General features: G+C 52.4%; 18 protein-coding genes. 4 read left to right on the top strand and 14 right to left on the bottom strand.

The genetic code is table 11. From position 1 onward, the window contains the following. Positions 1–206 precede the first annotated feature (206 nt). The gene (locus ACH50O_RS07505) at positions 207–2438 is read right to left on the bottom strand and encodes an EAL domain-containing protein (protein WP_446811401.1); all 2232 of its coding nucleotides are present in this window, start codon (positions 2436–2438) and stop codon (positions 207–209) included. Then, positions 2422–5052, bottom strand: a complete 2631-nt coding sequence (locus tag ACH50O_RS07510; RefSeq protein WP_446811402.1) for a chemotaxis protein CheB — start codon at positions 5050–5052, stop codon at positions 2422–2424. Before ACH50O_RS07510 ends, ACH50O_RS07505 begins: the two co-directional genes overlap by 17 nt. A 404-nt stretch (positions 5053–5456) precedes the next feature. Between ACH50O_RS07510 and ACH50O_RS07515 the strand changes: the two genes are divergently transcribed. Together ACH50O_RS07515 and ACH50O_RS07520 are read left to right on the top strand one after the other, a co-directional pair. Beyond that, positions 5457–7040 (top strand): peptide chain release factor 3, encoded by a 1584-nt coding sequence (locus ACH50O_RS07515; RefSeq protein WP_446811403.1) that lies wholly within the window; start codon positions 5457–5459, stop codon positions 7038–7040. Positions 7041–7369: 329 nt separating this feature from the next. Then, positions 7370–8317, top strand: coding sequence for a histone deacetylase family protein (locus tag ACH50O_RS07520; protein ID WP_446811404.1), 948 nt, complete (start codon positions 7370–7372; stop codon positions 8315–8317). A 28-nt stretch (positions 8318–8345) separates the two neighbouring features. Here ACH50O_RS07520 and ACH50O_RS07525 read toward each other — a convergent pair whose 3' ends face one another. Further along, the gene (locus tag ACH50O_RS07525; RefSeq protein WP_446811405.1) at positions 8346–8837 is read right to left on the bottom strand and encodes a cytochrome P460 family protein; all 492 of its coding nucleotides are present in this window, start codon (positions 8835–8837) and stop codon (positions 8346–8348) included. Between the two features lie 233 nt (positions 8838–9070). On the opposite strand from ACH50O_RS07525, the gene ACH50O_RS07530 reads away from it, so the two are divergent. Next, entirely contained in the window at positions 9071–11146 is a 2076-nt protein-coding gene (locus ACH50O_RS07530) for a carbon starvation CstA family protein (RefSeq protein ID WP_446811406.1), read from the top strand. Between the two features lie 336 nt (positions 11147–11482). Then, positions 11483–12490 carry a DUF6602 domain-containing protein gene (locus ACH50O_RS07535; protein ID WP_446811407.1) on the top strand — a complete coding sequence of 336 codons (1008 nt, stop codon included), beginning with the start codon at positions 11483–11485 and terminating at the stop codon, positions 12488–12490. Positions 12491–12586: 96 nt separating this feature from the next. Here the strand turns inward: ACH50O_RS07535 and ACH50O_RS07540 are convergent, their stop codons facing one another. The 11 genes from ACH50O_RS07540 to ccmA all read right to left on the bottom strand — a co-directional run bounded on the left by ACH50O_RS07540 (position 12587) and on the right by ccmA (position 22914). Beyond that, positions 12587–13813 carry an IS256 family transposase gene (locus tag ACH50O_RS07540; RefSeq protein ID WP_446809210.1) on the bottom strand — a complete coding sequence of 409 codons (1227 nt, stop codon included), beginning with the start codon at positions 13811–13813 and terminating at the stop codon, positions 12587–12589. Between the two features lie 941 nt (positions 13814–14754). Next, entirely contained in the window at positions 14755–16134 is a 1380-nt protein-coding gene (hemN, locus tag ACH50O_RS07545) for an oxygen-independent coproporphyrinogen III oxidase (RefSeq protein ID WP_446811408.1), read from the bottom strand. Further along, entirely contained in the window at positions 16134–17342 is a 1209-nt protein-coding gene (gene ccmI / locus ACH50O_RS07550) for a c-type cytochrome biogenesis protein CcmI (protein ID WP_446811409.1), read from the bottom strand. The genes hemN and ccmI overlap by 1 nt, the downstream gene beginning before the upstream one ends. Further along, positions 17339–17794 (bottom strand): cytochrome c-type biogenesis protein, encoded by a 456-nt coding sequence (locus ACH50O_RS07555; protein WP_446811410.1) that lies wholly within the window; start codon positions 17792–17794, stop codon positions 17339–17341. The genes ccmI and ACH50O_RS07555 overlap by 4 nt, the downstream gene beginning before the upstream one ends. Next, complete coding sequence (locus ACH50O_RS07560) at positions 17791–18321, bottom strand: DsbE family thiol:disulfide interchange protein (protein WP_446811411.1); 531 nt, start codon at positions 18319–18321, stop codon at positions 17791–17793. Before ACH50O_RS07560 ends, ACH50O_RS07555 begins: the two co-directional genes overlap by 4 nt. Continuing rightward, on the bottom strand, positions 18321–20264 hold the full coding sequence (locus ACH50O_RS07565) for a heme lyase CcmF/NrfE family subunit (protein WP_446811412.1): 1944 nt from the start codon (positions 20262–20264) through the stop codon (positions 18321–18323). The genes ACH50O_RS07560 and ACH50O_RS07565 overlap by 1 nt, the downstream gene beginning before the upstream one ends. Beyond that, positions 20261–20695 carry a cytochrome c maturation protein CcmE gene (gene ccmE, locus ACH50O_RS07570; protein WP_446811413.1) on the bottom strand — a complete coding sequence of 145 codons (435 nt, stop codon included), beginning with the start codon at positions 20693–20695 and terminating at the stop codon, positions 20261–20263. The genes ACH50O_RS07565 and ccmE overlap by 4 nt, the downstream gene beginning before the upstream one ends. Further along, a complete protein-coding gene (gene ccmD / locus ACH50O_RS07575) occupies positions 20692–20859 on the bottom strand; it encodes a heme exporter protein CcmD (RefSeq protein WP_446811414.1) in 168 nt (55 codons plus the stop codon). Before ccmD ends, ccmE begins: the two co-directional genes overlap by 4 nt. Further along, complete coding sequence (locus ACH50O_RS07580; protein WP_446811415.1) at positions 20856–21617, bottom strand: heme ABC transporter permease; 762 nt, start codon at positions 21615–21617, stop codon at positions 20856–20858. Before ACH50O_RS07580 ends, ccmD begins: the two co-directional genes overlap by 4 nt. After that, positions 21617–22291 (bottom strand): heme exporter protein CcmB, encoded by a 675-nt coding sequence (gene ccmB / locus ACH50O_RS07585; RefSeq protein ID WP_446811416.1) that lies wholly within the window; start codon positions 22289–22291, stop codon positions 21617–21619. The genes ACH50O_RS07580 and ccmB overlap by 1 nt, the downstream gene beginning before the upstream one ends. Beyond that, positions 22282–22914 carry a cytochrome c biogenesis heme-transporting ATPase CcmA gene (ccmA, locus tag ACH50O_RS07590; protein WP_446811417.1) on the bottom strand — a complete coding sequence of 211 codons (633 nt, stop codon included), beginning with the start codon at positions 22912–22914 and terminating at the stop codon, positions 22282–22284. Before ccmA ends, ccmB begins: the two co-directional genes overlap by 10 nt. Positions 22915–22995: the final 81 nt, after the last annotated feature.

Here is a 22995-nt window from a genome sequence, read left to right on the forward strand (position 1 = left end):
GAACCCGCGTTAGTCTGTACGGTAACGAACAAAGCGGCGCCACCAGTTGTTGTTCGGGCGGCATATGCGGATCAATTTCAGCTGCTATGCGCCGATACGAGATGCCGATCTGTTTTGAAAATTCGCACCGGAAGAATCTTAATTCGGCTAGTTAGCAAAATCTGCTGACTGCGCCAAGTCTCAACCGCAGGCGTTAGACTTACTAACTATACGCTTGCAGCGTTGTCGAACTCTCCGGTTTGAAATAACTTTTCGAACTCCTCCGCCCGCACCGGTTTCGAAAATAAATAACCTTGGCCGTAATCGCAGCCGGCTTTCAACAGCAAGTCGCGTTGTTCTTCGGTTTCCACGCCTTCCGCGATCACTTTCATCCCTAGCACGTGCGCCATCACAATAATGGCTTCGCATAAGGCCATGTCGGTGGAATGGGCAACTAGATTGGAGACAAAGGCTTGGTCGATCTTTAAAAAATCGATGTGGTATTTTTTTAAATAAGACAGCGAGGAATAGCCGGTACCGAAATCGTCCAACGAGGTTTGCATACCGGCGTTTTTAAAGGCCATTAATTTATCGGACACAATACTGGAATTCTCCAGTAATAAGCCTTCGGTAATCTCTACGGCAATGCAGCCGCCGGGCAAACCCAAGCGCGCTAAATGTTCAAACCAATCGGCCATTTTGTCGCTGTTATTGTGAAACTGCGCCGGGGATTTATTGATACTGATTTGAAACAAGGCATGGTGATTGATACGCCAATTCGCTACTTGATTGGCAACTTGATGAAATACCCAGGAACCTATTTCCGTGATCAGGCCGCTGTCTTCCGCTATCGGGATAAATTCGGCGGGACTGATCAAGCCGCGAGTGGGATGCTGCCAACGCACCAGCGCCTCAGCTTTTTTGATTTCGCCGGTCGCCAAATCGACTATCGGTTGGTAGGCCACCCAGAATTGATTGTCGGTAATGGCGTGCCGGAGGTCGTTAGTCAGCCGCAATCTGATTTCCGCCGCGTCCTGCATCGCCGGCGTGAAGTAACAAAACTGGCTGCGCCCCTTGCTTTTCGCGACGTACATAGCTTGGTCGGCTTTCTTTAGCAAGTCTTCCAAAGTGCCGGCATCGTCCGGATACAAGGCAATACCTATACTGACCGATACGTAGCAACGTTCGTTCTTTAGCTGAAACGGCGCCGTCATGGTTCGTAACATGGCCTGGGCCACCCGGTCGATGCTGTTCAGTTCATGCAGTTCGCTCATGATCAGCGTAAATTCATCGCCGCCCGGCCGGGCCAACGTATCGGTTTCGCGAATGCAACTCATCAGGCGTTGCGTGGTTTCCCTAAGCAACCGGTCGCCTACGTCGTGACCAAGCGTGTCGTTGATGTCTTTGAAATGATCCAAATCCATGAACATTACGGCCAGTTTTTGATGTTCGCGGTGCGACTTGTTGATGGCCCGCTGCAATCGATCCAGAAACATCCGCCGATTCGGCAGATCGGTGAGCGGATCGATATTGGCTTGTTGATGGATCAGTTCTTCGGCACGGCGTTGTTCGGTAATGTCGGACGACATCGCCACCCGCCGAATCTCCCGGCCATTGCCGTCAAAGACCGTGCTGATCGATAAGCGTGCCAGATATTCGCCGCCGTTTTTTCGCCGATTCCAGATCTCGCCTTGCCATTGGCCCGTGGTATTTAGCTGCGTCCACATCGCGTTAAAAAAGGCCTCGTCGTGGCGGCTGGATTTCAATAAGGCCGTGGTCTGGCCGATGGCCTCGGCGGCTGAATACCCGTTAAGCTTGGTAAATGCCGGATTGATGGCAATGATCAAGTCGTTGGTATCGGCCACCATGATGGCTTCGTCTATGGCCAGATAGACGGTGGCAGCCAGTTGCAGCTCCTGTTCGTCGCGTTTGCGCTCGCTGATATCCACCATGGCGGCCAGACAGGTGCGGCGGTCGCTATCGGCAATCGCCTCGACAGCTACCCAGCAAGGATGGCCACCAGGCTCCAGCACGATCTCGCAATGCTGAGCCCCCGGATTGGTAAACACTTGTTCCAAAAAACGTTGAAACGAAGTGCGATATTCGCTGGCGACGATATTGGCAAAGTGCCGGCCGCTAATCTTGCTGCGTTCCATGCCCAACATGCGTTCGCCGTTGAAATTAGTCTGCTTCACGCCGCCGTCGCTACTCAAGGTAAAGTAAGCGACAGGGGCGAAATCGAACAGTTCGGCGTAGCGTTGCAAGGCTTGTTCGGCAGTCATCCGGGCCTCGCGTAGCGCCTCGTTTTGCATCTCCAATTCGATTTGATGTACTTGAAGCTCGTGCACCAACTTGTGGTCCGCTTCGTTTGCGTTACCCGGCGCGGTTTCCGCCAATTGCCGCTCGGCGCGCCCGCGTAATTCTCCATTGCTCCGACTGCAATCATGGCGTTTTTTCATTGCTGTTCCTTAATTCGGCTTCCAGCTTTTTGGTTTCGGAGATGTCGATGAAGGTAATCACCACACCGTCGATTAAATTATCCTGGGTACGGTAAGGCATAATTCTCACCTTAAACCAGCGTTCGTCGCGGGCTCTAACCTGTTTTTCCACGAACACCAGCGTACGTAGTACTTCCTGAGCATCCTGTTGTAATTCGGAATAGTCCAAATCGGTCACAATGTCCGACAGCGGCCGGCCAACGTCGGCGGCGATTACCTTGAACAAATGGCTGATGTGGCTGGTAAAGCGGCGGATATTGAGCGTGTTGTCCAGAAACACCGTGGCAATTTCCATGCTGTTCAACAAATTATTCATGTCGTTGCTGGCCCTGGACAGGTCGTCGACTTTGATCTGCAATTCGGCATTGACGGTTTGCAGTTCCTCGTTCAACGACTGCATTTCTTCCTTGGACGTAGTTAGTTCCTCGTTAGTGGATTGCAACTCCTCGTTTGTCGATTGCAATTCTTCGTTCGCGGATTTCAATTCTTCCTGCGAGGTCTGCATTTCTTCGCGTAAAGTCTGTAAATCTTCGCGCGCTTGCTGCAATTCGATTTGTAATGATTTCTGCGCCGCGCTGGGCGATTTACTGCTGGTGGTGCCGCTTGCCGGCGTTGCCACATCGGTGAACACCACTATCGACATGCCCTTCAAGGCTTCGGGTTTGGTAATCACTTGCACCGTCAAATTGACGGTTTGGCTGCCGCCATTGTTGCCGACGCTAAGTCCCTGCACATGAACGGCTTCGCTTTGGCCGTGAGCTTTCTTTAACGCGCCGATTAATTCGTGCCGCAATCCTTCCCGAGCCATCGCGTGGATATTCCAGTTGGCCTTGCCGGCCGCCGGTTCCAAATACTTACCCGTACGGCCGCTGATATAGAGAATATCGCCGCCGGTATTGACCAAAACCGCCGCCGGTGCAAAGTGCTGCAGCAGCAACTGGTCGGCCAAAGTTTGCAGATTGGCGATAGGTTGAATTTTATCGGTGTCGTTTGCCATGGCGGTGATGGGGAAATACTTGGTAGGAAAATCCACGTCCAACGGAAAAGGCGTGCCTATCCGCCGGTAAAGCCGGGATTTGTTATCGATTACATTAAATAAATGCGCCGTATTACTGGTCGTTTCGGCGTTGCCCAGCAGCAAAACCCCTTGGTTGGCAAGCGCGTAATGGAATAGCAAAACCAGTTTTTTCTGCAATTCCTGGCTTAGATAAATCAACAGGTTGCGGCAGCAAAGCAAATCCAGTTTGGTAAACGGCGGATCCATGATCACGTTATGCGGCGCAAAAATTACCATTTCGCGGATTTCTTTTTTAATTCGATAACCGCCGCCATCCGCGCTAAAGAACCGACTCAAGCGTTCGGCAGAAACGTCGCCGGCGATATTGGCCGGATACAGACCCTGCCGGGCTTTGTCGATGGCGTCCTGATCCAGATCGGTCGCAAATATCTGTAGTTTAAACGGCTGCCGGGTTTGGTTTGCGGCCAATACTTCCTTGAAGATTATTGCCAAAGAATACGCTTCCTCGCCGGTCGAACAAGCCGGCACCCAGGCACGCAAAGCCTTACCGGCTGGATATTCGGCCAGCAGCGCCGGTATGACATCGGTTTTTAAATATTCCCAAACCAGCGGATCGCGAAAAAAATTGGTCACGCCGATCAATAATTCCTTGAATAGCAGATCCAATTCCTGCGGGTTCTCGCACAGATAACGCACGTAGTTGGCTATGGCGTCGATTTGATGCAAGCCCATGCGCCGTTCGATGCGCCGATAAATGGTGTTTTTTTTATACAGAGAGAAATCGTTTCCGGTGCGCTCGCGCAGCAAAATCACGATTTGTTCCAGCGCGCTTTGGCTTTTCGCTTCCAAGACAATTTCCGGTACGGCGTGCAAGCCGCGCGGACTGCGCTTTAAATAAGCCAGTATCTTTTCCCATAATTCTTGCGGCGCAGCAACAATGTCCGCCAGGCCGGCATCGATGGCGCTACGCGGCATCGAATCGAATTGCGCCGAGCTTGGCTCCTGTACCACCGCCAAACCGGCGTTTTCCTTGATTGCCCGTAGCCCTAAGGTACCGTCGGAACCCATACCCGATAAGATGACACCAATCGCCCGTTCGTGCTGATCGTCCGCCAAAGCCCGGAAAAATGAATCGATGGGCAAGCGTAGACCCCGAGGTGCGAGCGGCTCGAGCAAATGCAAATTGCCGTGCAGAATCGATAAGTCTTTATTCGGCGGAATCACGTACACCCAATCCGGCTTCACTTTTATACGGTCGGTTATTTGAACCGCTGTCAACGGCGTACCCCGCTGCAACAGTTCCGGCAACATACCCTGATGATTGGGATCAAGATGCTGAATCACCACAAAAGCCACGCCGCAGGCCGCGGGAACCTGCGCGAAAAACTGTTCCAAAGCCTCCAAGCCCCCAGCCGATGCGCCTATGGCGACGATAGGTGGCGCGCTATTGGCATCGGTCCCGAGCTTTAACGCTTTGCTGGGTTTATCGGCTTTATGGGTGGAGCGAACTAACGATAACGCGTCGGAGCCTAGTCTGGCATTTCGGGGTTTGTCCATGTTTCAGCTCGATTGGATATAGGGGCGGCGAATCATATCACCAGATTTTTGCCTGTCGTTAGCGCCGGCACGCGGGTCGCTTCGCCGCATCGAGCCCGGATAACATATTGGAATGGGAATCATACAGTCTGTTTAGCACAGACTAACGCCTACCAAGTATAACGTCAGTACGTTAGCGCACATTGATGCGGCAGCAAATTTATCCCGAACGCATGGACGGTCGGCGTTAACCGGCGTGAGTCGCGCACGAGTATTTCGTGGCGTAATTTGCCGACTTGTCGCTGGTTCTGCCATCGCCCCGGATAAAAACCCCGGCATGGCGACCGGGACTCTCGTATAGCCCCTTATTTTTTCCGGCAAAAACCGGGATAATAAGCAATTGATATACCAATTACCTAAGCATCATGACCACTGAAATTGCCGCAGAAGCCAATAGACGCCGAACCTTCGCGATCATCTCGCATCCCGACGCGGGAAAAACCACTATCACCGAAAAACTGTTGCTGTTCGGCGGCGCGATTCAGTTGGCCGGCTCGGTTAAAGGCCGAAAAGCCGCGCGTCATGCCACCTCCGACTGGATGGAGATGGAAAAGGAACGCGGCATTTCCGTCACCACGTCGGTGATGCAGTTCGAACACAACGATTGCATCATCAATTTGCTGGACACGCCGGGCCACGAAGACTTCTCGGAAGATACTTACCGCACTTTGACCGCGGTGGACTCGGCTTTGATGGTGATCGACGTCGCCAAGGGTGTAGAGGATAGAACCATCAAACTGATGGAAGTCTGCCGCTTGCGCGATACGCCGATTTTGACCTTTATCAACAAGCTGGACCGCGAAGGCCGCGAACCGATCGAATTGCTGGACGAAGTGGAAAGTGTATTGAAAATTCAATGCACGCCAATGACTTGGCCGATCGGCATGGGTAAACGCTTTAAAGGGGTTTATCAGCTTTATAAGGACGAGATTTTGCTGTTCAGTCCGCACCATGGCGGCCGGATTGCCAAGGCCGAAATCATCAAAGGCCTAAACAATCCCAAGCTCGACGAACTACTGGGTTATCAGGCGGAAGAATTGCGCGACGAGATCGAATTGGTCAAAGGCGCCAGCCATGAATTCGATCACGCCAAATATTTAGCCGGCGAACAAACGCCGGTATTCTTCGGTTCCGCGATCAATAACTTCGGCATTATTGAGTTACTGGACGCATTTGCCGAATATGCGCCCGGCCCCCGGTCGCGCAAGGCGGAACAACGCGAAGTTCAGCCGGACGAGGAAAAATTCACCGGTTTTGTGTTTAAAATTCAGGCCAATATGGATCCCGCCCATCGCGACCGTGTGGCGTTTATGCGGATTTGCTCCGGTAAATTCGATAAGGGCATGAAAGTCAATCATGTACGGATCGGTAAAAATATTCAGGTCGCCAATGCCATTACCTTTCAGGCCGACAGCCGCAAAAACGTCGAAGAAGCTTACCCTGGCGACATCATCGGTCTGCACAACCATGGCACGATTCAGGTCGGCGACACGTTTACGCAAGGCGAAACCCTGAAATTTGGCGGCATTCCTTATTTCGCACCGGAATTATTTCGGCGCGTGGTATTGAAAGACCCGTTACGGGCGAAGGCTTTGCAGAAAGGTTTGATTCAGTTGACCGAAGAAGGCGCCACGCAGCTATTCAAACCGCTGAAGAATAACGATTTGATACTCGGCGCGGTAGGCATCTTGCAGTTCGACGTTACGGCTCATCGTTTGAAAAACGAATACAGCGTCGAATGTGCCTACGATGTGTCGCCTATCAACACCGTGCGCTGGATCAGCTCGAAAAACCAGGCCAAATTGGAAGAGTTTAAAAACAAAGCCTTCGAAAATTTGGCCGAAGATGGCGGCGGCTACTTAGTGTATCTGGCAAGCAGTCGCGTCAATTTACAATTAACCGAAGAGCGTTGGCCGGACATAAGCTTTAGTCCGACTAGAGAGCTTTAAACCTTGGATAGGTTCGAGCAACCCGGAAAACTGCGTCGGGTTTGTTCGAATCGCCCGACAGAAACACTTCGCCCAACAATCGGGCCTTCCTACAGTGCCTATTCCGCCGGCCGTAGTTTCGTTTAATTCACAAAGCAAGAATTTTGCGATATATCGGGCGCATGCTATCGGCTGCGGCTAACTTAATCGCAACCGGAAAATACCCAGCATAAAATAAAACCAGCGCTAAGCAGCTAATATCCATGGCTTTTTTTAGTCCGCTTGATATACACTGCACTTAACAAACCGCAAAGAGAATGGCTCTGAGCAAAATCCGGGGGATTAAGCTTATGCGCACACTTTATTATGGGCATCCCGATTTCTTGGGTCACGACACCGGCCGGGCGCATCCGGAAAGTGCGGACCGTTTGCAAGTGATCGAACAAGCGCTTGCCGCCGCGGAGTTTGCCGGTCTGGTTCGGCTTCTGCCGGAAATTCCAAGCGATATTCAAGACAAGATTGCGTTGATTCACAGTAAAAGCATGATTGCCAAGGTACTCGCAACGATACCCGCGCAAGGATACGCCAATTTAGACGCGGATACGGTAGTGTCGCCCGGTTCGAAGCAAGCGGCGCTGCGGGCAGTAGCGGTGGTATGCGATGCGGTGGATAGGGTCTGCGGCGGGCAAAATACTAATGCGTTTTGCGCGTTACGGCCACCGGGCCACCACGCCATGCCGGATTATGCGATGGGGTTTTGCCTGTTCAACAATATCGCGATAGCCGCGGAATATGCCCGCCACCGATATGGCTTGCAGCGCATCGCCATCGTCGATTTCGACGTTCATCACGGCAACGGCACCCAAGCGGCTTTTTACGAACAAGCGCAAGTTTTATACGCCTCCAGCCATCAATGGCCGCATTATCCGGGCAGCGGTCATCCTTCGGAAAACGGCGTGGGCAATATCATCAACGTGCCCCTGCCTTCCGGCAGCGGCGGCGAAGTCTTCCGGGAAAAGTATCGGCAGATCGTTTTGCCGGCGGTGAGAAAATTCAATCCGGAACTTATTTTGGTCTCGGCCGGTTTCGATGCCCATCGGGACGACCCCTTGGCATCCTTGGAGTTATTGGAGGACGATTATCGCTGGATTACCGAAGAATTGATCGCCATTGCCGACAGTTGCTGTCAGGGCCGGCTCATTTCGGCGTTGGAAGGCGGCTACAATTTGCAGGCATTGGCAAACAGCGTCGCGGCGCATGTCGGCAGTCTAATGTCTATCGCGACCGGAGGCGAATAAGCCAGCCTCCGGTTCAAGTTAAAGACGGTTATTGCAGATTAGGCAAAGTGTAAACGTAATCGCTGTCCTTCATCGGCAAATGGCAGGCAAAACAAGGTGCGGATTTTTCCTTATCCAGCATTTTCAAGGTTTTACCTTCCCAAATACCAAAGCCCCAGCCGCCGGTTTCCGCGTATTTTTTGCTGTCTTTTACCATCGCTTCGGCCGCCGTGAATTCGCCGGGGACCGTGGCTTGTTCCCAGTTGGGATGTTTTCTTTCGCCCCATTTGATCTTGGCAATGACGGAGCCGTCGGGCCAGGGTTTCACTTTCCCCGCCCGCGCGGCGTTGATCGCGATGTCGTTACCGACGATGGCGCGCATACTGCTTTTGTCATGACGTAGCGATACGCCCAGCAAACGCCAGTCCCGGTACTCGCCATGTTCCGGTTTCGCGGCCGGCGCGGTGTCGGCGAATGCCGGCTTAGCCGTCAGAATAGCCGTAGCGGCCAACAACATCATGCTGAAAGTATTTTTATTCATCATCGTCCTCCTTAGTCAAGCATTGAAAAAAGTCTATTTATAACGCTGGGAATGTTATCGGTTAACTCGACGCGCGAGCAATATTATCCCGGACGGCGGCTCATACCCGATGCCTAAAAATGCCGAAACGCCGGAAAACCGCTATTAACCGGCTACAGCAATCGTTGCCGGCGTGCTACCATTTTGCGAACTTTATCACGCAATACCCTGAATTACTTTCGAAAGGAACAGCCATGCCCGGCCCGAACAAGCAACTATCCTCCACTTTCTTTTGGGCCTGCGTGGCCCTGACCGGCGCCTGCGCGCTCGGCGGCATCGCCTTGCAACGCGGCGAAAGCATTAACAGCATGTGGCTGATCGTCGCGGCGATTTGCATTTATGCGCTGGGTTATCGTTTCTACAGCGCCTTTGTCGCCACTAAAGTCTTAGTGTTAGACCCCAGCCGCGCCACACCGGCGGAATGCTTCGACGACGGCCGTGACTTCATGCCGACTCACAAATGGGTGGTGTTCGGCCATCATTTTGCCGCGATTGCCGGCCCCGGCCCGTTGATCGGCCCGACTTTGGCGGCGCAATTCGGCTACCTGCCGGGTACTTTATGGATATTGATCGGCGCGGTTTTGGGCGGTTGCGTGCAGGATTTTGTTACGCTGTTTTTCTCGATCCGCCGCGACGGCCGTTCCCTGGGACAAATGGCCAAGGACGAACTGGGCGCGATCGGCGGCACCGCCGCCATGATAGGCGTGATGATGATCATGATCATACTGATCGCGGTATTGGGCCTGGTGGTGGTCAACGCGATGAAGCATAGCCCCTGGGCCACCTCCACCGTGGCGGCGACGATCCCGATTGCGGTGCTGATGGGCTGTTACTTACATCATTTAAGGCCAGGCCGGGTATTGGAAGCCACCCTGATCGGCGTTTCCTTGCTGATATTTGCGGTCCTGGGCGGCGGCTGGATAGACGATAGCCCAACCATACGGAGCTGGTTCGATTACGACGCCCCGCAACTGGCTTTAATGGTGATTTTGTACGGCTTTGCGGCGGCGGTATTGCCAGTCTGGCTATTGTTGGCTCCGCGCGATTATTTATCCACGTTCATGAAACTGGGCACCATCACCGCGCTGGCGATTGCCATTGTGGTACTGCGCCCGGAGTTGAAAATGCCTGCCCTCACCCAGTTCATAGACGGCACCGGCCCGATATTCGGCGGCAAGCTCTTCCCCTTCGTATTCATCACCATCGCCTGCGGCGCAATTTCCGGCTTTCATGCACTGATTTCCTCCGGCACCACGCCCAAGTTGCTGGCTAACGAGCAGGACGCCCGCTTCATAGGTTACGGCGCGATGATAATGGAATCCTTCGTCGCGATCATGGCGATGATCGCCGCCTCGGTATTGGAGCCGGGCGTGTATTTTGCCATCAACAGCCCGGCCGGCATCGTCGGCAAGGAAGCGGTCGATGCGGTCGCCAAGATAAGCAGTTGGGGTTTTCCAGTTGGTGTCGAGCAGATGCAAACCCTGGCGAAAACCATGGGCGAATCGACGCTGTTCGCCCGCACCGGCGGCGCGCCGTCGCTGGCGGTGGGTATGGCCAGTTTGTTCGCGCAAGTGTTCGGCGAACACCTGCTGGCAGCCTGGTATCACTTTGCAATCATGTTCGAAGCTTTATTCATTTTGACCACGCTCGACGCCGGCACCCGCGTTGCCCGTTTCATGCTGCAAGATATGCTGGGCAATATTGGCCTGGCAAAAACCAATAGCTATCCCAGCATCCTACTGACTAGCGGTTTGGTGGTGGGTGCCTGGGGTTACTTTCTATACATGGGCACCATCGACCCGTTGGGCGGCATCAACAGCCTGTGGCCATTATTCGGCATCGCCAACCAGATGCTGGCCGCGATTGCCTTATGCGTCGCCACCACGATATTGGTGAAGTCGGACAAACTGAAATACGCTTGGGTAACGGCCGTCCCTTTGGCCTGGTTGATTATCGTCACCAGCACCGCCGCCTGGGAAAAATTGTTTGCCGCCGATTTACGGGTAGGTTTTTTGTCTCACGCCGCCGATTTATCCGCCAAACTCGCCAACGGCGCACTACCGGCCGAACAAATCAAAGCTGCTCCGCATCTGATCTTCAACGACTATTTGAATGCCGGCTTGACCAGCCTGTTCATGCTGATCACCTGGCTGTTGCTGGCAGATACCTTACGGGTGATCTACTGCATCCTCGCCGGCAAAAACTACCCGCAATCCAGCGAGTCCACGCATATGCCTAGCCGGCTGGTGGAAGAATGGGTGAGGGATTAGAGTGTTCCAAGATCGATCCGGCCCCCTGGAACGACTTGACCACGATGATCGTTTTATTAGGAATCGGCCTAAATTGATTTTGAAAACTCGATGAACCGATTTCGATTTGATGGCAAAGTAATCTGCAAAAACGCCCCCAAAACAAGGCAAATGCGTAGGGTAGGCAATGATTTTTCTGCCAACCTATATAAGGGGGCTTCCGCGTGGGCACAGAAAGTGTGCCCACCCTACTTCACTTTGCCATAAGTTCCCTCAATTTATCCTCATGATCACGCATGCATCTGAACTCCTGACACTTTTCATTGAAGAGGAAAAAAGAAACTCAACGGTGTCGTCATGCCTCACATGCCAACCCTAGGAAGTGCTTACGAGGAAATAACGAAACAAGGCATCGACAAAAACTTTGCAATACCCAAGTCCCTAAATCTCCGTGTTGTTAGTGGATTTATAGAAATCGCGGGTGAAATGCTGCCCCAGCAGATCGATTGCATGCTAGTAGAGGGCAATGGTCGACAGTACGGAATAACCGACCAATACATCTATGATATAAGTTGCATTCTTTGCATCTTTGAAGTTAAGAAAACGCTTACTAAAGCAGATTATTCCGACGCATTTGATCATCTAGGAGACATCAGAAGAAAATTTGCAGAACACTTCGAGGAAAAGCTGAGGGGTGGCAATTTTGAACCAGATATTTCCCAAGCAAGGAAGGCGTTCGCTCAACTTACAGGAAAGATGGCTCCAACTCATTATCTTGGTATACATCAACTCCCGAAAACAGAAGCTATACTTTTTTACACCTTAGTTCAAGAACAGCATGCACCAGTAAGTATTGTGCATGGCTACGAAGGATACAAGACCGAAGCAGGACTTCGCACTGCCTTTATTGACATAATCGAAGAACGGGAAAAAACAAGTGGCCAGGGGCTCGGTGTCCCTAGTCTGCCAACATTGGTAACATCCAACAATTTCTGTGTAATTAAAGGGAATGGCTACCCTTATCTTGTCATTAGGGACACAAATTCGTGGGTGGTTATTTTTTCCACGCGACACAATCCCGCAAGAATAATTTTGGAGTTAATATGGTCGAAGATTTCGAGTCATTTTGATGTAAAAATGCCGTATGGCTCAGACCTGGATATGGAGACTGTCGCGCCTCTGTTGATCGCAGAGCCTCACGAAGTAGGGGAACAAGTTGGCTGGGCTTACAACTCAACCGAATACAAAGAAAAGCGTCTTGTGCGAGGCGAGCAAACGACTTGGGAGCCCTCAAAAGTTGGGGCCGCAGAATTATCTGCCATTAACATAATGGCAATGCAGGGCGGCTACCTCCCCTTGATTTAGGAATGGATGTGTACTTGAAAAAGGAACACAACCATACATTAGAACAAGTTGTTAAATCGTTGAGGGTGTCCTGAATTTTGTGTAAACGGGATTTAATTATCGATTGTGCATCCTGTCTTCAAACTGAATGCTAAACCGATTCAACGCGGCTTTCCAGTCATGCAAAGGCATGGTCCATTTTTTACTGATATTCATCAGGGCCAAATAGAACAATTTCGACAAGGCTTCATCACTGGGAAATGAACCGCGATTCTTGGTGATTTTCCGCAAACTCATGTTGACCGACTCAATGGCATTGGTGGTGTAAATGATGCGGCGTATCTCCGGCGGATAGTCGAAAAAGGGGATGATCCGATCCCAATGACGTCGCCAAATTTGGGCAATGGGAGGGTAGGCCTCGTTCCACTGCACCTCGAACTCAGCCAGCTTCTGCTCCGCCTTGGCGACGGTGGCTGACTGGTAAATCTGCTTGAGATCGGCGGCGATCTGTTTGCGCATTTTCCAGCCGACATAGTTGAGGCTGTTGCGGACCAAATGCACGATGCACAGTTGAACGGCTGTGTGTGGATAGACGGTTTCAATCGCTTCGGGAAAGCCTTTCAAGCCATCGACACAGGCGATGAAGATGTCTTGGACGCCGCGATTTTTCAGGTCTGTCACCACCTGTAACCAGAACTTGGCACCTTCGGTTTGGGCAATCCATAAGCCCAGCACTTCCTTTTCCCCGCTTAGGTTAATTCCAATCGCCAGATAAACGGCCTTGACCCGCACCGCACCGGTATCGCGCACTTTGACGTGGATGCAATCGAGATAAACGATGGGGTAAACCGGGTCGAGCGGTCGCGTTTGCCAGGCTTTCACTTCCTCAATCACGGCGTCCGTCACTGAGGAAATCAAGCTAGACGACACTTCAGTGCCATACAGCTCTTCCAGATGGCTCTGGATTTCCCTGACCGTCAGCCCTCGGGCATAAAGCGAAATAATCTTGTCGTCAAAGCCCGTCCAACGGGATTGGTGTTTGCCAATGATTTGCGGCTCGAACTGACCATGACGATCACGTGGAATCTCAATCGGCAATGCGCCAAAATCACCTTTCAGCGTTTTACGGCTTTTGCCGTTGCGCGTATTCCCCGTAGCATTACTGACAGACTCATGCTTGCCATGCCCCAGATGTTCGGTCATTTCAGCTTCTAAAGCCCGCTCCACCAGCGCCTTGGTGAGTTGTTTCAGCAGGCCATTTTCGCCCAGCAGGTCTTCCGGTTTTTGATAGCCGGACAATAAGGTATCGATTAGGTCGGTTGGGATCGATTTGGGTAAGGTCATAGTTACTCCTCAAAGTAAGGGCAGTTTCCTGCCTAATGACCGTTTACACAAAAATTCTTACACCCTCAAATCGTTACTTCAAACCAGAGCCTTTGCTAAGGACGGCGAGAACTTGCGGCCAATCTCGTGTTACTCACGTTCTAACTAATAATGATGGGAGCGGCTACGTGGCGATTGATCGTGATCGCTTTGATGCTTGGTGCGAAAAGAACTCGGTGCAACCAGCCTACATGAACATATTATTCGTTGAATGACTTGGTGGCTGTTCAGGCTCAATATGCCATAAAAAATTGCACAGCGTCGTTCCCGATTGGTGCCGTTCGTAAACTCATCACACCCTTCGCTTGCTTTTGGCTGGACAGCTGCCGTTGGTACTTATGGTTTCGTCTGGCAGGCTTTGGCCGCTTTGAGCCTTCCCCCTCTCAAGCCTCTCTGCCGGCTGCGTGGAACAGCTGGCCCGAAACCAGGCACTTCAAGCGAAAAGCTATCACCGGCTAGCTACTTGCCCCTCCCGAAAACCTTTTATCTTTAACCGCCAAGCATTTCGGCTTGCCAGCACCCCAAAATACCAATACGCGCAAGGCAAATTGCTTCTATCGCAAATTTGCATAAGCCAACCCGCAAGCAAAAATGCTTCTCGCGGATGGCAAATAGCTTTAATCGCAAGCCTGGATAGGCTTTTGTGCAAGCTAAAAAGCTATTCGAGAAAGCCAAATCGGTTCAAGCCCAAACCTACAAGAGCTTGCGCGACACCCGAGATACTATTCAAAACAGGTAATCCGCTTCGATCACCGGCCTACCCCAGCTTGCCCGCAAGCAAAAATCCTTGGCGGACGAAGCGATTGGCTTCAAGTGCAAACCTGGATAGCCTTACCCGACTCGGAGCCGGTGGTTCAGCCTTAACGCGATGCTCGAGCAGTAAACTACTCTTGCGTTTAGGCTCAGATCACCTTGGAAAATTGCTGCTGTTTCTGCGCCAGATATTTATCAAACACCATGCAGATATTGCGGATCAGCAAGCGCCCGGCGGAAGACACTCTAATGCCATCGGCTGTCAGTTCCAGCAAGCCGTCTTCCTTCATCAGACGCAAACTTTCCAATTCGGCCGCGAAATATTTGGAAAAATCGATATTAAATTCGGCTTCGATTTTGCCGAAGCTCAGTTCGAAATGGCAAATCAACTGGGTAATTACCGCACGGCGCAGTTTATCGTCTTCATCCAAGTCCACGCCGCGAAACACCGGCAACTTGCCTTGTGAAATCGCCGCGTCGTATTCGTCTAGTTCCTTGTAATTTTGCATGTAGGCATCGCCTACCCGGCCGATGGAAGTCACACCCAAGCCGACCAAGTCACAATCGGAATGGGTGGAATAGCCCTGGAAATTTCGGTACAACTTGCCTTCGCGTTGCGCCACCGCCAGTTCGTCGTCCGGTTTGGCGAAATGATCCATACCGATGTACACATAACCAGTATCGGTCAGTTTCTTGCCGACCATTTGCAGTATTTCCAGCTTCACTGCCGCTGTCGGTAAATCATTGTCGTTGATCTGCCGCTGGGTTTTGAAACGGCTGGGCATATGCGCATAGTTAAAGATCGAAAAACGGTCGGGCGCGTAAGCCAGCACCTGATCCAACGTGGTCGCAAAGGTTTGTTCGGTTTGCAAAGGCAAGCCGTAGATCAGATCGATATTAGTCGAGCGGAAGCCTTCCTTGCGGGCGGCTTCCAAAACCGCGAAGGTTTGTTCCTTGCTTTGCAGGCGATTCACGGCTTTTTGCACGTCCGGATCGAAATCCTGCAAACCTAAACTGATACGGTTAAAACCCAGTTCGCGCAATTGAGCGATGGTCAAATCGTTGGTTTCGCGCGGATCGACTTCGATGGAGTATTCGCCACTGTCGTCGTCGCGCAGATTGAAATGCTGACGGGTGGTGTCCATCAACCGCTTCATTTGCTCGTAGCTTAAAAACGTCGGCGTGCCGCCACCCCAATGCAATTGATTAACCGAGCGGCTGTTATCGAACAGCTTGCCCTGCATCTCGATTTCCTGGCACAGGTTTTCCAGATACGGCACCGCATGCGCACGGTTCTTGGTGACGATCTTGTTGCAGGCGCAATAAAAGCACACCGTGTCGCAAAACGGGATGTGAAAATACAACGACAGCGGCCCGCCGGCGGCATTGGATTTTTGAATGTGCTGTAAATACTCGGCCTCGCCGAAGCCTTCGTGCAATTCCAGTGCGGTGGGATACGAGGTATAGCGCGGACCGGACTTGTCGTAGCGTTTAATCAAGTCCAGGTCGAATTTGATTGATTGATCCATTACTGCACTTCTTGATTGATGGTAATACTGACGCTGGGATTACCCGACACCGCATCCAATTGTGCCGTACCCAGCAAATCGCCGGGTTGCGACATCGCATTACCGGTTTTGGAAATGCGGGCGACGATGCGCAGTTGCTTGAAATCGGCCAGATGGGTTTGCGGTTGCATCGCCACACTATCGTTCAGCACCACGCTGGCCGGCAAATCGGCTACCTGTTTACGGATGATGGCCAGCGGCATTTTTGGGCCATTCACTGCCTGCGCGTAGATAAAGACGGTGTGTTGCGGCTCGACTTTGGTCTTGAGCGCCGCATCCAACTCCACTTTGACAGTAATATCGATAGCCGCCGCAGCAGATGGTGCAGCTTGCGGCTTTTGCTGCTCCGCCTCGGCCATTTGTATCATTTTTTGCAATTGCTGCTGGTTTTCGTCATCGGCTGGCAATAGACCGGACAATTTCTTCCAGTGCACTATTGCTTGCGCGAAATCACCGGCTTCGGCTTTAGCCATACCGGCCAGCCATAAAGCGGTGTGGTCTTCCGGCAGCTGTTTTAGCGCCTGCTCAACCAACTCGGCCGGCTCCCCGCTCATTTGACCGTTACGAGCCATCGACAAGGCGTCGGCATAATGCAACATTACCGCCGGATCGTTAGGCTTACGCCGGTTCAGCTCGGCAAACACATTAGCCGCGTCCTGATATTGCTGCGCGTAGACATAAGCACGTCCCAACATCATCCAGCCTTCCAGATCCTCCGGATGCTGTTTTAGACGCTCTATCAGCTTGTTGACCATGCTTTTAACGTTGTCGGCCACTTTTTGATTGTTAGCCGCCAATTCGGCTTTGACCAAGGCTTGCGGCTCACCGAGCAAGCCATACAAAAACAGACTGAACAACGGTAGGCTGATTGCCACAACAGGCACTATCCAGCGGCCGGTTTTAGCACTGGGCATCGCCGGCGAGTCGGCTTCCAGATCGTCTAGCAGCGTCAGTTGTAATTCGCGATACTGCGCATCGTATTGCTCTTGCGACAACGCGCCGTTTTGCAATTGCAGTTTAAGCTCGGCCAGTTGTTGACGGGCGATTGCGGTATTGCGTTGTTCGCCATCGGCATAGCGTAACGGAGTTTTTTTGAACAAGGGCGGCAATAGCACCAACAACGCGAGTACGATTAAACCGGCTATGACTAGCCAAAACTCAAGATTCACGCGTCGTCACCTTTTTCCAAAATACTGTTTAGTTTGGCCTGTTGCTCTTTTGTTAGCTGTTCGTCGCTGCTGCCGGTTTTGCTGCGCAATACCCAAACTGTTGCTAAGCCGACAACTAGGAACAGCACCGGCCCCAGCCAGAGCAGCATGGTTTTCAGTTTCAAAGCCGGCTTGTACATCACGAAATCGCCGTAACGGTCGGTCATAAAATCGACGATATCCTGGCGGGATTTACCTTGTTGCAGCATTTCGTAAACTTGCCGGCGCAAATCCTTGGCCAAATCGGCGTTGGAATCGGCAATAGTTTGATTTTGGCAGACTAGGCAGCGCAGCTCGGAAATCAGGGTTTGATAAGCCTGTTCCTGCTCGGGCTGTTTGAAATCGCGGTATTCGATCTCGGCTTGGGCTTGATACGTAAACAAAGACAAGATCAAGGCGTAGAGAGTTTTCATGCGCTTTCGGCCTCGAGTTTTTCAATCAGCGGCAGGAAAATGCTTTCCAGTTCGCCGGGTTGGACCGGTCCGGTATGTTTGTATCGCACTACGCCGCGTTTATCGATCACGAAGGTTTCCGGCACGCCGTAAACGCCGTAATCGATACCAACGCGGCCGTCAGCGTCCATCACGCTGACGTTATAAGGGTTACCGTGTTTGCCTAGCCATGCGTTGGCGGCCGGCGCTTCGTCCTTGTAGTTCAAGCCTACCAGCAACACCTTGTTTTGCTTGGCCAGTTCGATCAATAAAGGATGTTCTTCGCGGCAAGATACGCACCAGGACGCCCAGACATTCAACAACCAGACTTTGCCTTTAAAATCGGCCTGGCTCAGGCGTTGCTCCGGCGTGGCTAGAATCGGCAGGTTAAAGGCCGGTGCGGGTTTATCGATCAGCGGCGACGGAATTTCCCGTGGATTGAGTTTTAAACCGATCGCCAAAAAAACCGATAAGGCGATGAACAACAGAAGCGGCAACAAATATTTCATTAACTTTGCGAAAGGGGTTTGTTAAGCAAACGATAGCGGCGGTCGCTGGCGGCAATCAGGCCACCCAGAGCCATGAACACCCCGCCCATCCAGATCCAGCGGATAAAGGCTTTGTAGTAAACCCGCAAACTCCAGGCGCCTTGTTTATCCAAAGGTTCGCCCAAGGCCACGAACAGATCGCGGAATACGCCAGCGTCGATAGCCGCTTCGGTCATCGGCATGGTTTGTACCCGATAAACGCGCTTTTGCGGAGACAGTTCGGCAACGATGGCGCCGTCGTGGCTGACAGTCAGATAGGCTTGCTCGGCACGATAATTCGGTCCCTCGGTACTTTTCACGCCATGGAACTGGAACACATAACCGAACAAATCCAAAGTTTCTTCGGGCGCCAAACGCACGTCGCGTTCGATGCTATAGACCGAGGTATAAGTAATGCCGATCACAAACACCGCGATACCGAAATGCGCCAAAGTCATGCCGTAAAAACCGGCGGGGATTTGTTGCAGGCGCTGCCAGGACCAGCTTTGTAGGCGTTGTTTGAACGCCAAGCCGGTTATGGCTAAGGTCCATAAAGCCAGACCGGTACCCAAGGCCGCGCCCCATGAGTAAAACGGCATCAGTAAGGGCGTCAACAGCGCCAGAGCGACGCAAGCGGCAATCAGCCAACGTACGCGCAAGCCTAAAGCCTTTAGATCATCGCTCTTCCAGCGCATCAATACACCCAGGCCAACCACCAAGGCAAGCGGCGCCATCAACGGGATAAACACCGCATTGAAATACGGCGGGCCCACCGACAATTTACCCAAGCCCAAGGCATCGACCACCAGAGGATATAGCGTACCCAACAAGATGCTGGCTGCGGTGACTACCAACAACACATTGTTCACCAGCAACACCGATTCCCGCGATACCAACTCGAAACGGGCATGGCTTTTCACCTGCGGCGCGCGAATCGCGTACAACAGCAGCGAACCGCCGACAACGACAGCCAGGAAAATTAGGATAAACAAACCGCGCGCAGGGTCGCTGGCGAAGGCATGTACCGAAGTCAGTACGCCGGAGCGGACCAGGAAGGTGCCGAGCAAACTTAAGGAAAAAGCGAAAATCGCCAGTAGCACGGTCCAGGTTTTGAACACGCCGCGTTTTTCCGTGGCTGCAAGAGAGTGAATTAAAGCAGTACCGACCAGCCAAGGCATGAACGATGCGTTCTCCACCGGGTCCCAAAACCACCAGCCACCCCAACCCAGTTCGTAATACGCCCACCAACTGCCCAGAGTGATACCGAGGGTTAAAAACATCCAGGCGATATTGGTCCAGGGCCGCGACCAGCGCGCCCAGGCCGCATCTAGTCGGCCCTCCAGCAAGGCGGCAATAGAAAACGCAAATGCAACGGAGAAGCCGACATAGCCCATGTACAGCATCGGCGGATGAATTGCCAAGCCCGGGTCTTGCAGCAACGGGTTCAAGTCGCGGCCTTCGGCCGGGAACGGAAACAAACGCTCGAAAGGATTAGAGGTCAGCAATAAAAACAGGATAAAGCCGATGCTGACCAAGCCCATCACCCCCAAAACTCTGGCCCGGGTGGCATCGGGAATATGGGTGCTAAATGCCGCCACCAGCGCGGTCCAGATCGACAACGTCAGCGCCCACAACAATAAGGAACCTTCGTGAGCACCCCAGACGCCGGAAATCAGGTAGATCAGCGGCAATGCGGTATTGGAGTTTTGCGCGACGTAGGCCACCGAGAAGTCGTGGCTGATGAAGCTGGCGGTCAAACAGCCGTAAGCCACGCCCATGAACAGCAATTGTCCGAACGCAGCGGGTCTGGCCACATGCACCCAACCGGTGATCGATTTGGCTGCGCCGAAGATAGGTAAAATGCCTTGTACTATTGCCATGCACAAAGCCAGAATTAATGCGAAGTGGCCTATTTCCGGGATCATGGTTGCGCCGCCGGTTTTTTCAGGCTACCGGCTACTTCGGGCGGCATATAATTTTCGTCGTGTTTGGCCAGCACTTCCTCGGCAACGAACACGCCGCGACCATCCAGCGCACCCTTGGCAACAATACCCTGCCCTTCCCTGAATAAATCCGGCAAGATCCCCGAATATTCCACTGTCACTTCCTTTTCGAAATCGCTGAGTTTAAAGCGCACCAACAAATCGGCGTTGGGCCGTTCCACGCTGCCTTTGACCACCATGCCTCCCAAGCGAAACTGAGAATTGGCTGGCGCCTTGCCGGCCGCCACATCGCTGGTGGAGAAAAAATACATCAGGTTTTCGTTAAACGCTTTTAGGGCAAAGGTCGCGGCCAAGCCCAGCACCCCCAACATTAAAACGATCAATATCAAACGTTGTTTTCTTATCGGTTTCATCGAGCTTGCGTGCGTTTTTGTTTAATAGTGAGTTGTCGTAACAACTGCTTCCGTTGCAGTACCGGCCAAACAATATTGCCGACCAATACCAGTGCGGTCACGCCGTAAGCCGGCCAGACGTAAATGGCGTATCCACCCATGTATAAAAAACTTTCCCAGCTCATGCTTGCTTCTCCAGCAGCGCTTTGACCCATTGCGAACTGGTCTCACGTTTCAATAATTCCAGTTTGGCAGCCTGCAACACCGCGATCAGATAATAAAATTTGAAGGCCACCGCCATCAATAACAGCGGTATCAACATGCTGACGTGTATCGACGGTTTATCCATCTTGCTAACGGTCGGGCCTTGATGCAGCGTGTTCCACCATTCCACCGAATAATGGATGATGGGGACGTTGACTACGCCTACCAATGCCAATATCGATACCGCCCGCGCCGCCGAGCGCTTGTCTTCTATTGCGCCGTACAAGCTGATGACGCCCAAATACTGAAACAACAGAATCAATTCGAAGGTCAAACGCGCATCCCACACCCACCAGGTGCCCCACATCGGCTTACCCCACAAGGAACCGGTTACCAAGGCCACAAAGGTGAAACCGGCGCCGATCGGCGCGCTACTGATCAGCATCACCTCGGCCAGTTTCATGCGCCAGACTAAGGCTATACCGCCCATCACCGCCATCAGCACATAAATGAACAACGACATCCACGCCGCCGGCACATGAATATAAATAATCCGGTAACTGTCACCCTGCTGATAATCGGTCGGCGCCTGATACAGGCCCAGATAAAGGCCGGAAACTAACAAAATCAGAAAAATGACCGTCAACCAGGGAATAAAACGATCCGCCAGCGCGTAAAAATGCGGCGGCGAGGAAGTACGATGAAAAAACCGGCTAACCGGCGCGGGTATCCAAGACATCAATTAACACTCATTTTTAACGCGGCCGCTGTCGGCAGCGGCACCAACACCAATGCCGACAACAACATAGCCAATAAAATATACAGTTGGGCGCCAACCGGCAAGCCGCTGGCGGCCCTATCGACGGCACCGCTGGCAAAGATCAATACCGGCACATACAAAGGCAATACCAATAAGGACAACAACATGCCGCCCCGGCGCAAACCGACCGTCAACGCCACGCCGATGGCACCAATCAAGCTCAGCAGCGGAGTAGCTAAGATCAATGTCAGCCATAAAGTTCCCATGGCCTGCTCCGGCAAACCCAAAAACACCGCCAGCAACGGCGCAACCAGCAACAACGGTAAACCGGTCACCAGCCAATGGGCAATGATTTTGCCCAACACCAATATCGATAAGGCATGCGGACTAAGCAGCATTTGCTCCAGCGAACCGTCTTCGAAATCGCTACGAAACAAGCCATCCAAGGATAACAAAGCCGCCAATAGCGCGGAAACCCAAATCACACCCGGCGCCATCGCCCGCAATAAATTGGGTTGCGCGCCCACTGCCAATGGAAACAAAGTCACTACCAGCACGAAAAAAAACAGCGGGTTAGCCATTTCCGCCCGGCGCCGAAACGCCAGCAATAAATCGCGGCGGATGATTGCCCAAAAAGCCCGAATTATTGGCATGCTTGCAGATGAATACGTTTCAGATTGAGATCGGCCATGCTTAAATCGTGATGGGAGGTCAAAACCGCCATACCGCCTTGCGCAATATGTTCGGCCATCAGCGATTCTATCAATTTGATGCCTTGCCTATCCAGCGAGGTGAAAGGTTCGTCGAGTATCCACAGCAGGTTATGCGTAATCAATAAGCGTGCCAGCGATAGGCGCCGCTTTTGGCCTGCCGACAAGGTATGCACGGGGTTATCGTCGAATCCGGCCAGCTGCACTTTGTCCAATGCTTGTTCAATACCGTACTTGCCGACGCCGCCCAAGGCCAACGCAAACTTCAGATTTTCCAACACGGTCAATTCCTTTTTTGTGCCGTCGGCATGACCGACATAAGCCATGTCGGTGTAATAACTGCTGTCGGCGATTTTGCTGCCGCACCAGTAAATTTCGCCGGCATCGGCTTCTCGAAATCCGCACAGAATGCGCAACAACGACGTCTTGCCGCTGCCGTTTGCACCTTCCAGCAACAGCACTTCCCCGGCTTGCAACGCGAAACTCAGATTGGAAAACAACAAGCGCTCATCGCGAAAACACGATAATTCACTGGCTAGCAGCGAAGCGTGTTGCGAGTTGTCCATTCATCCATCCTTAGGTTGACACATTACGAGGGGCGCTATCTTATCATTAAGCCCGGCTTTGTTCGCAATTCGCCGACAGAG

The organism is Methylomonas sp. 2BW1-5-20, assembly GCF_052474515.1.

Bases quoted from the DNA above. Each gene is read 5' to 3' on its own strand.
- ACH50O_RS07510 (WP_446811402.1), bottom strand. From the start codon at position 5,052: ATGGACAAACCCCGAAATGCCAGACTAGGCTCCGACGCGTTATCGTTA.
- ccmE (WP_446811413.1), bottom strand. From the start codon at position 20,695: ATGAAACCGATAAGAAAACAACGTTTGATATTGATCGTTTTAATGTTG.
- ccmA (WP_446811417.1), bottom strand. From the start codon at position 22,914: ATGGACAACTCGCAACACGCTTCGCTGCTAGCCAGTGAATTATCGTGT.
- ACH50O_RS07540 (WP_446809210.1), bottom strand. From the start codon at position 13,813: ATGACCTTACCCAAATCGATCCCAACCGACCTAATCGATACCTTATTG.
- ACH50O_RS07520 (WP_446811404.1), top strand. From the start codon at position 7,370: ATGCGCACACTTTATTATGGGCATCCCGATTTCTTGGGTCACGACACC.
- ACH50O_RS07580 (WP_446811415.1), bottom strand. From the start codon at position 21,617: ATGTCTTGGATACCCGCGCCGGTTAGCCGGTTTTTTCATCGTACTTCC.
- ACH50O_RS07525 (WP_446811405.1), bottom strand. From the start codon at position 8,837: ATGAATAAAAATACTTTCAGCATGATGTTGTTGGCCGCTACGGCTATT.
- ccmD (WP_446811414.1), bottom strand. From the start codon at position 20,859: ATGAGCTGGGAAAGTTTTTTATACATGGGTGGATACGCCATTTACGTC.
- ACH50O_RS07555 (WP_446811410.1), bottom strand. From the start codon at position 17,794: ATGAAAACTCTCTACGCCTTGATCTTGTCTTTGTTTACGTATCAAGCC.
- ACH50O_RS07535 (WP_446811407.1), top strand. From the start codon at position 11,483: ATGCCTCACATGCCAACCCTAGGAAGTGCTTACGAGGAAATAACGAAA.
- ACH50O_RS07505 (WP_446811401.1), bottom strand. From the start codon at position 2,438: ATGAAAAAACGCCATGATTGCAGTCGGAGCAATGGAGAATTACGCGGG.
- hemN (WP_446811408.1), bottom strand. From the start codon at position 16,134: ATGGATCAATCAATCAAATTCGACCTGGACTTGATTAAACGCTACGAC.
- ACH50O_RS07565 (WP_446811412.1), bottom strand. From the start codon at position 20,264: ATGATCCCGGAAATAGGCCACTTCGCATTAATTCTGGCTTTGTGCATG.
- ACH50O_RS07530 (WP_446811406.1), top strand. From the start codon at position 9,071: ATGCCCGGCCCGAACAAGCAACTATCCTCCACTTTCTTTTGGGCCTGC.
- ACH50O_RS07515 (WP_446811403.1), top strand. From the start codon at position 5,457: ATGACCACTGAAATTGCCGCAGAAGCCAATAGACGCCGAACCTTCGCG.
- ACH50O_RS07560 (WP_446811411.1), bottom strand. From the start codon at position 18,321: ATGAAATATTTGTTGCCGCTTCTGTTGTTCATCGCCTTATCGGTTTTT.
- ccmB (WP_446811416.1), bottom strand. From the start codon at position 22,291: ATGCCAATAATTCGGGCTTTTTGGGCAATCATCCGCCGCGATTTATTG.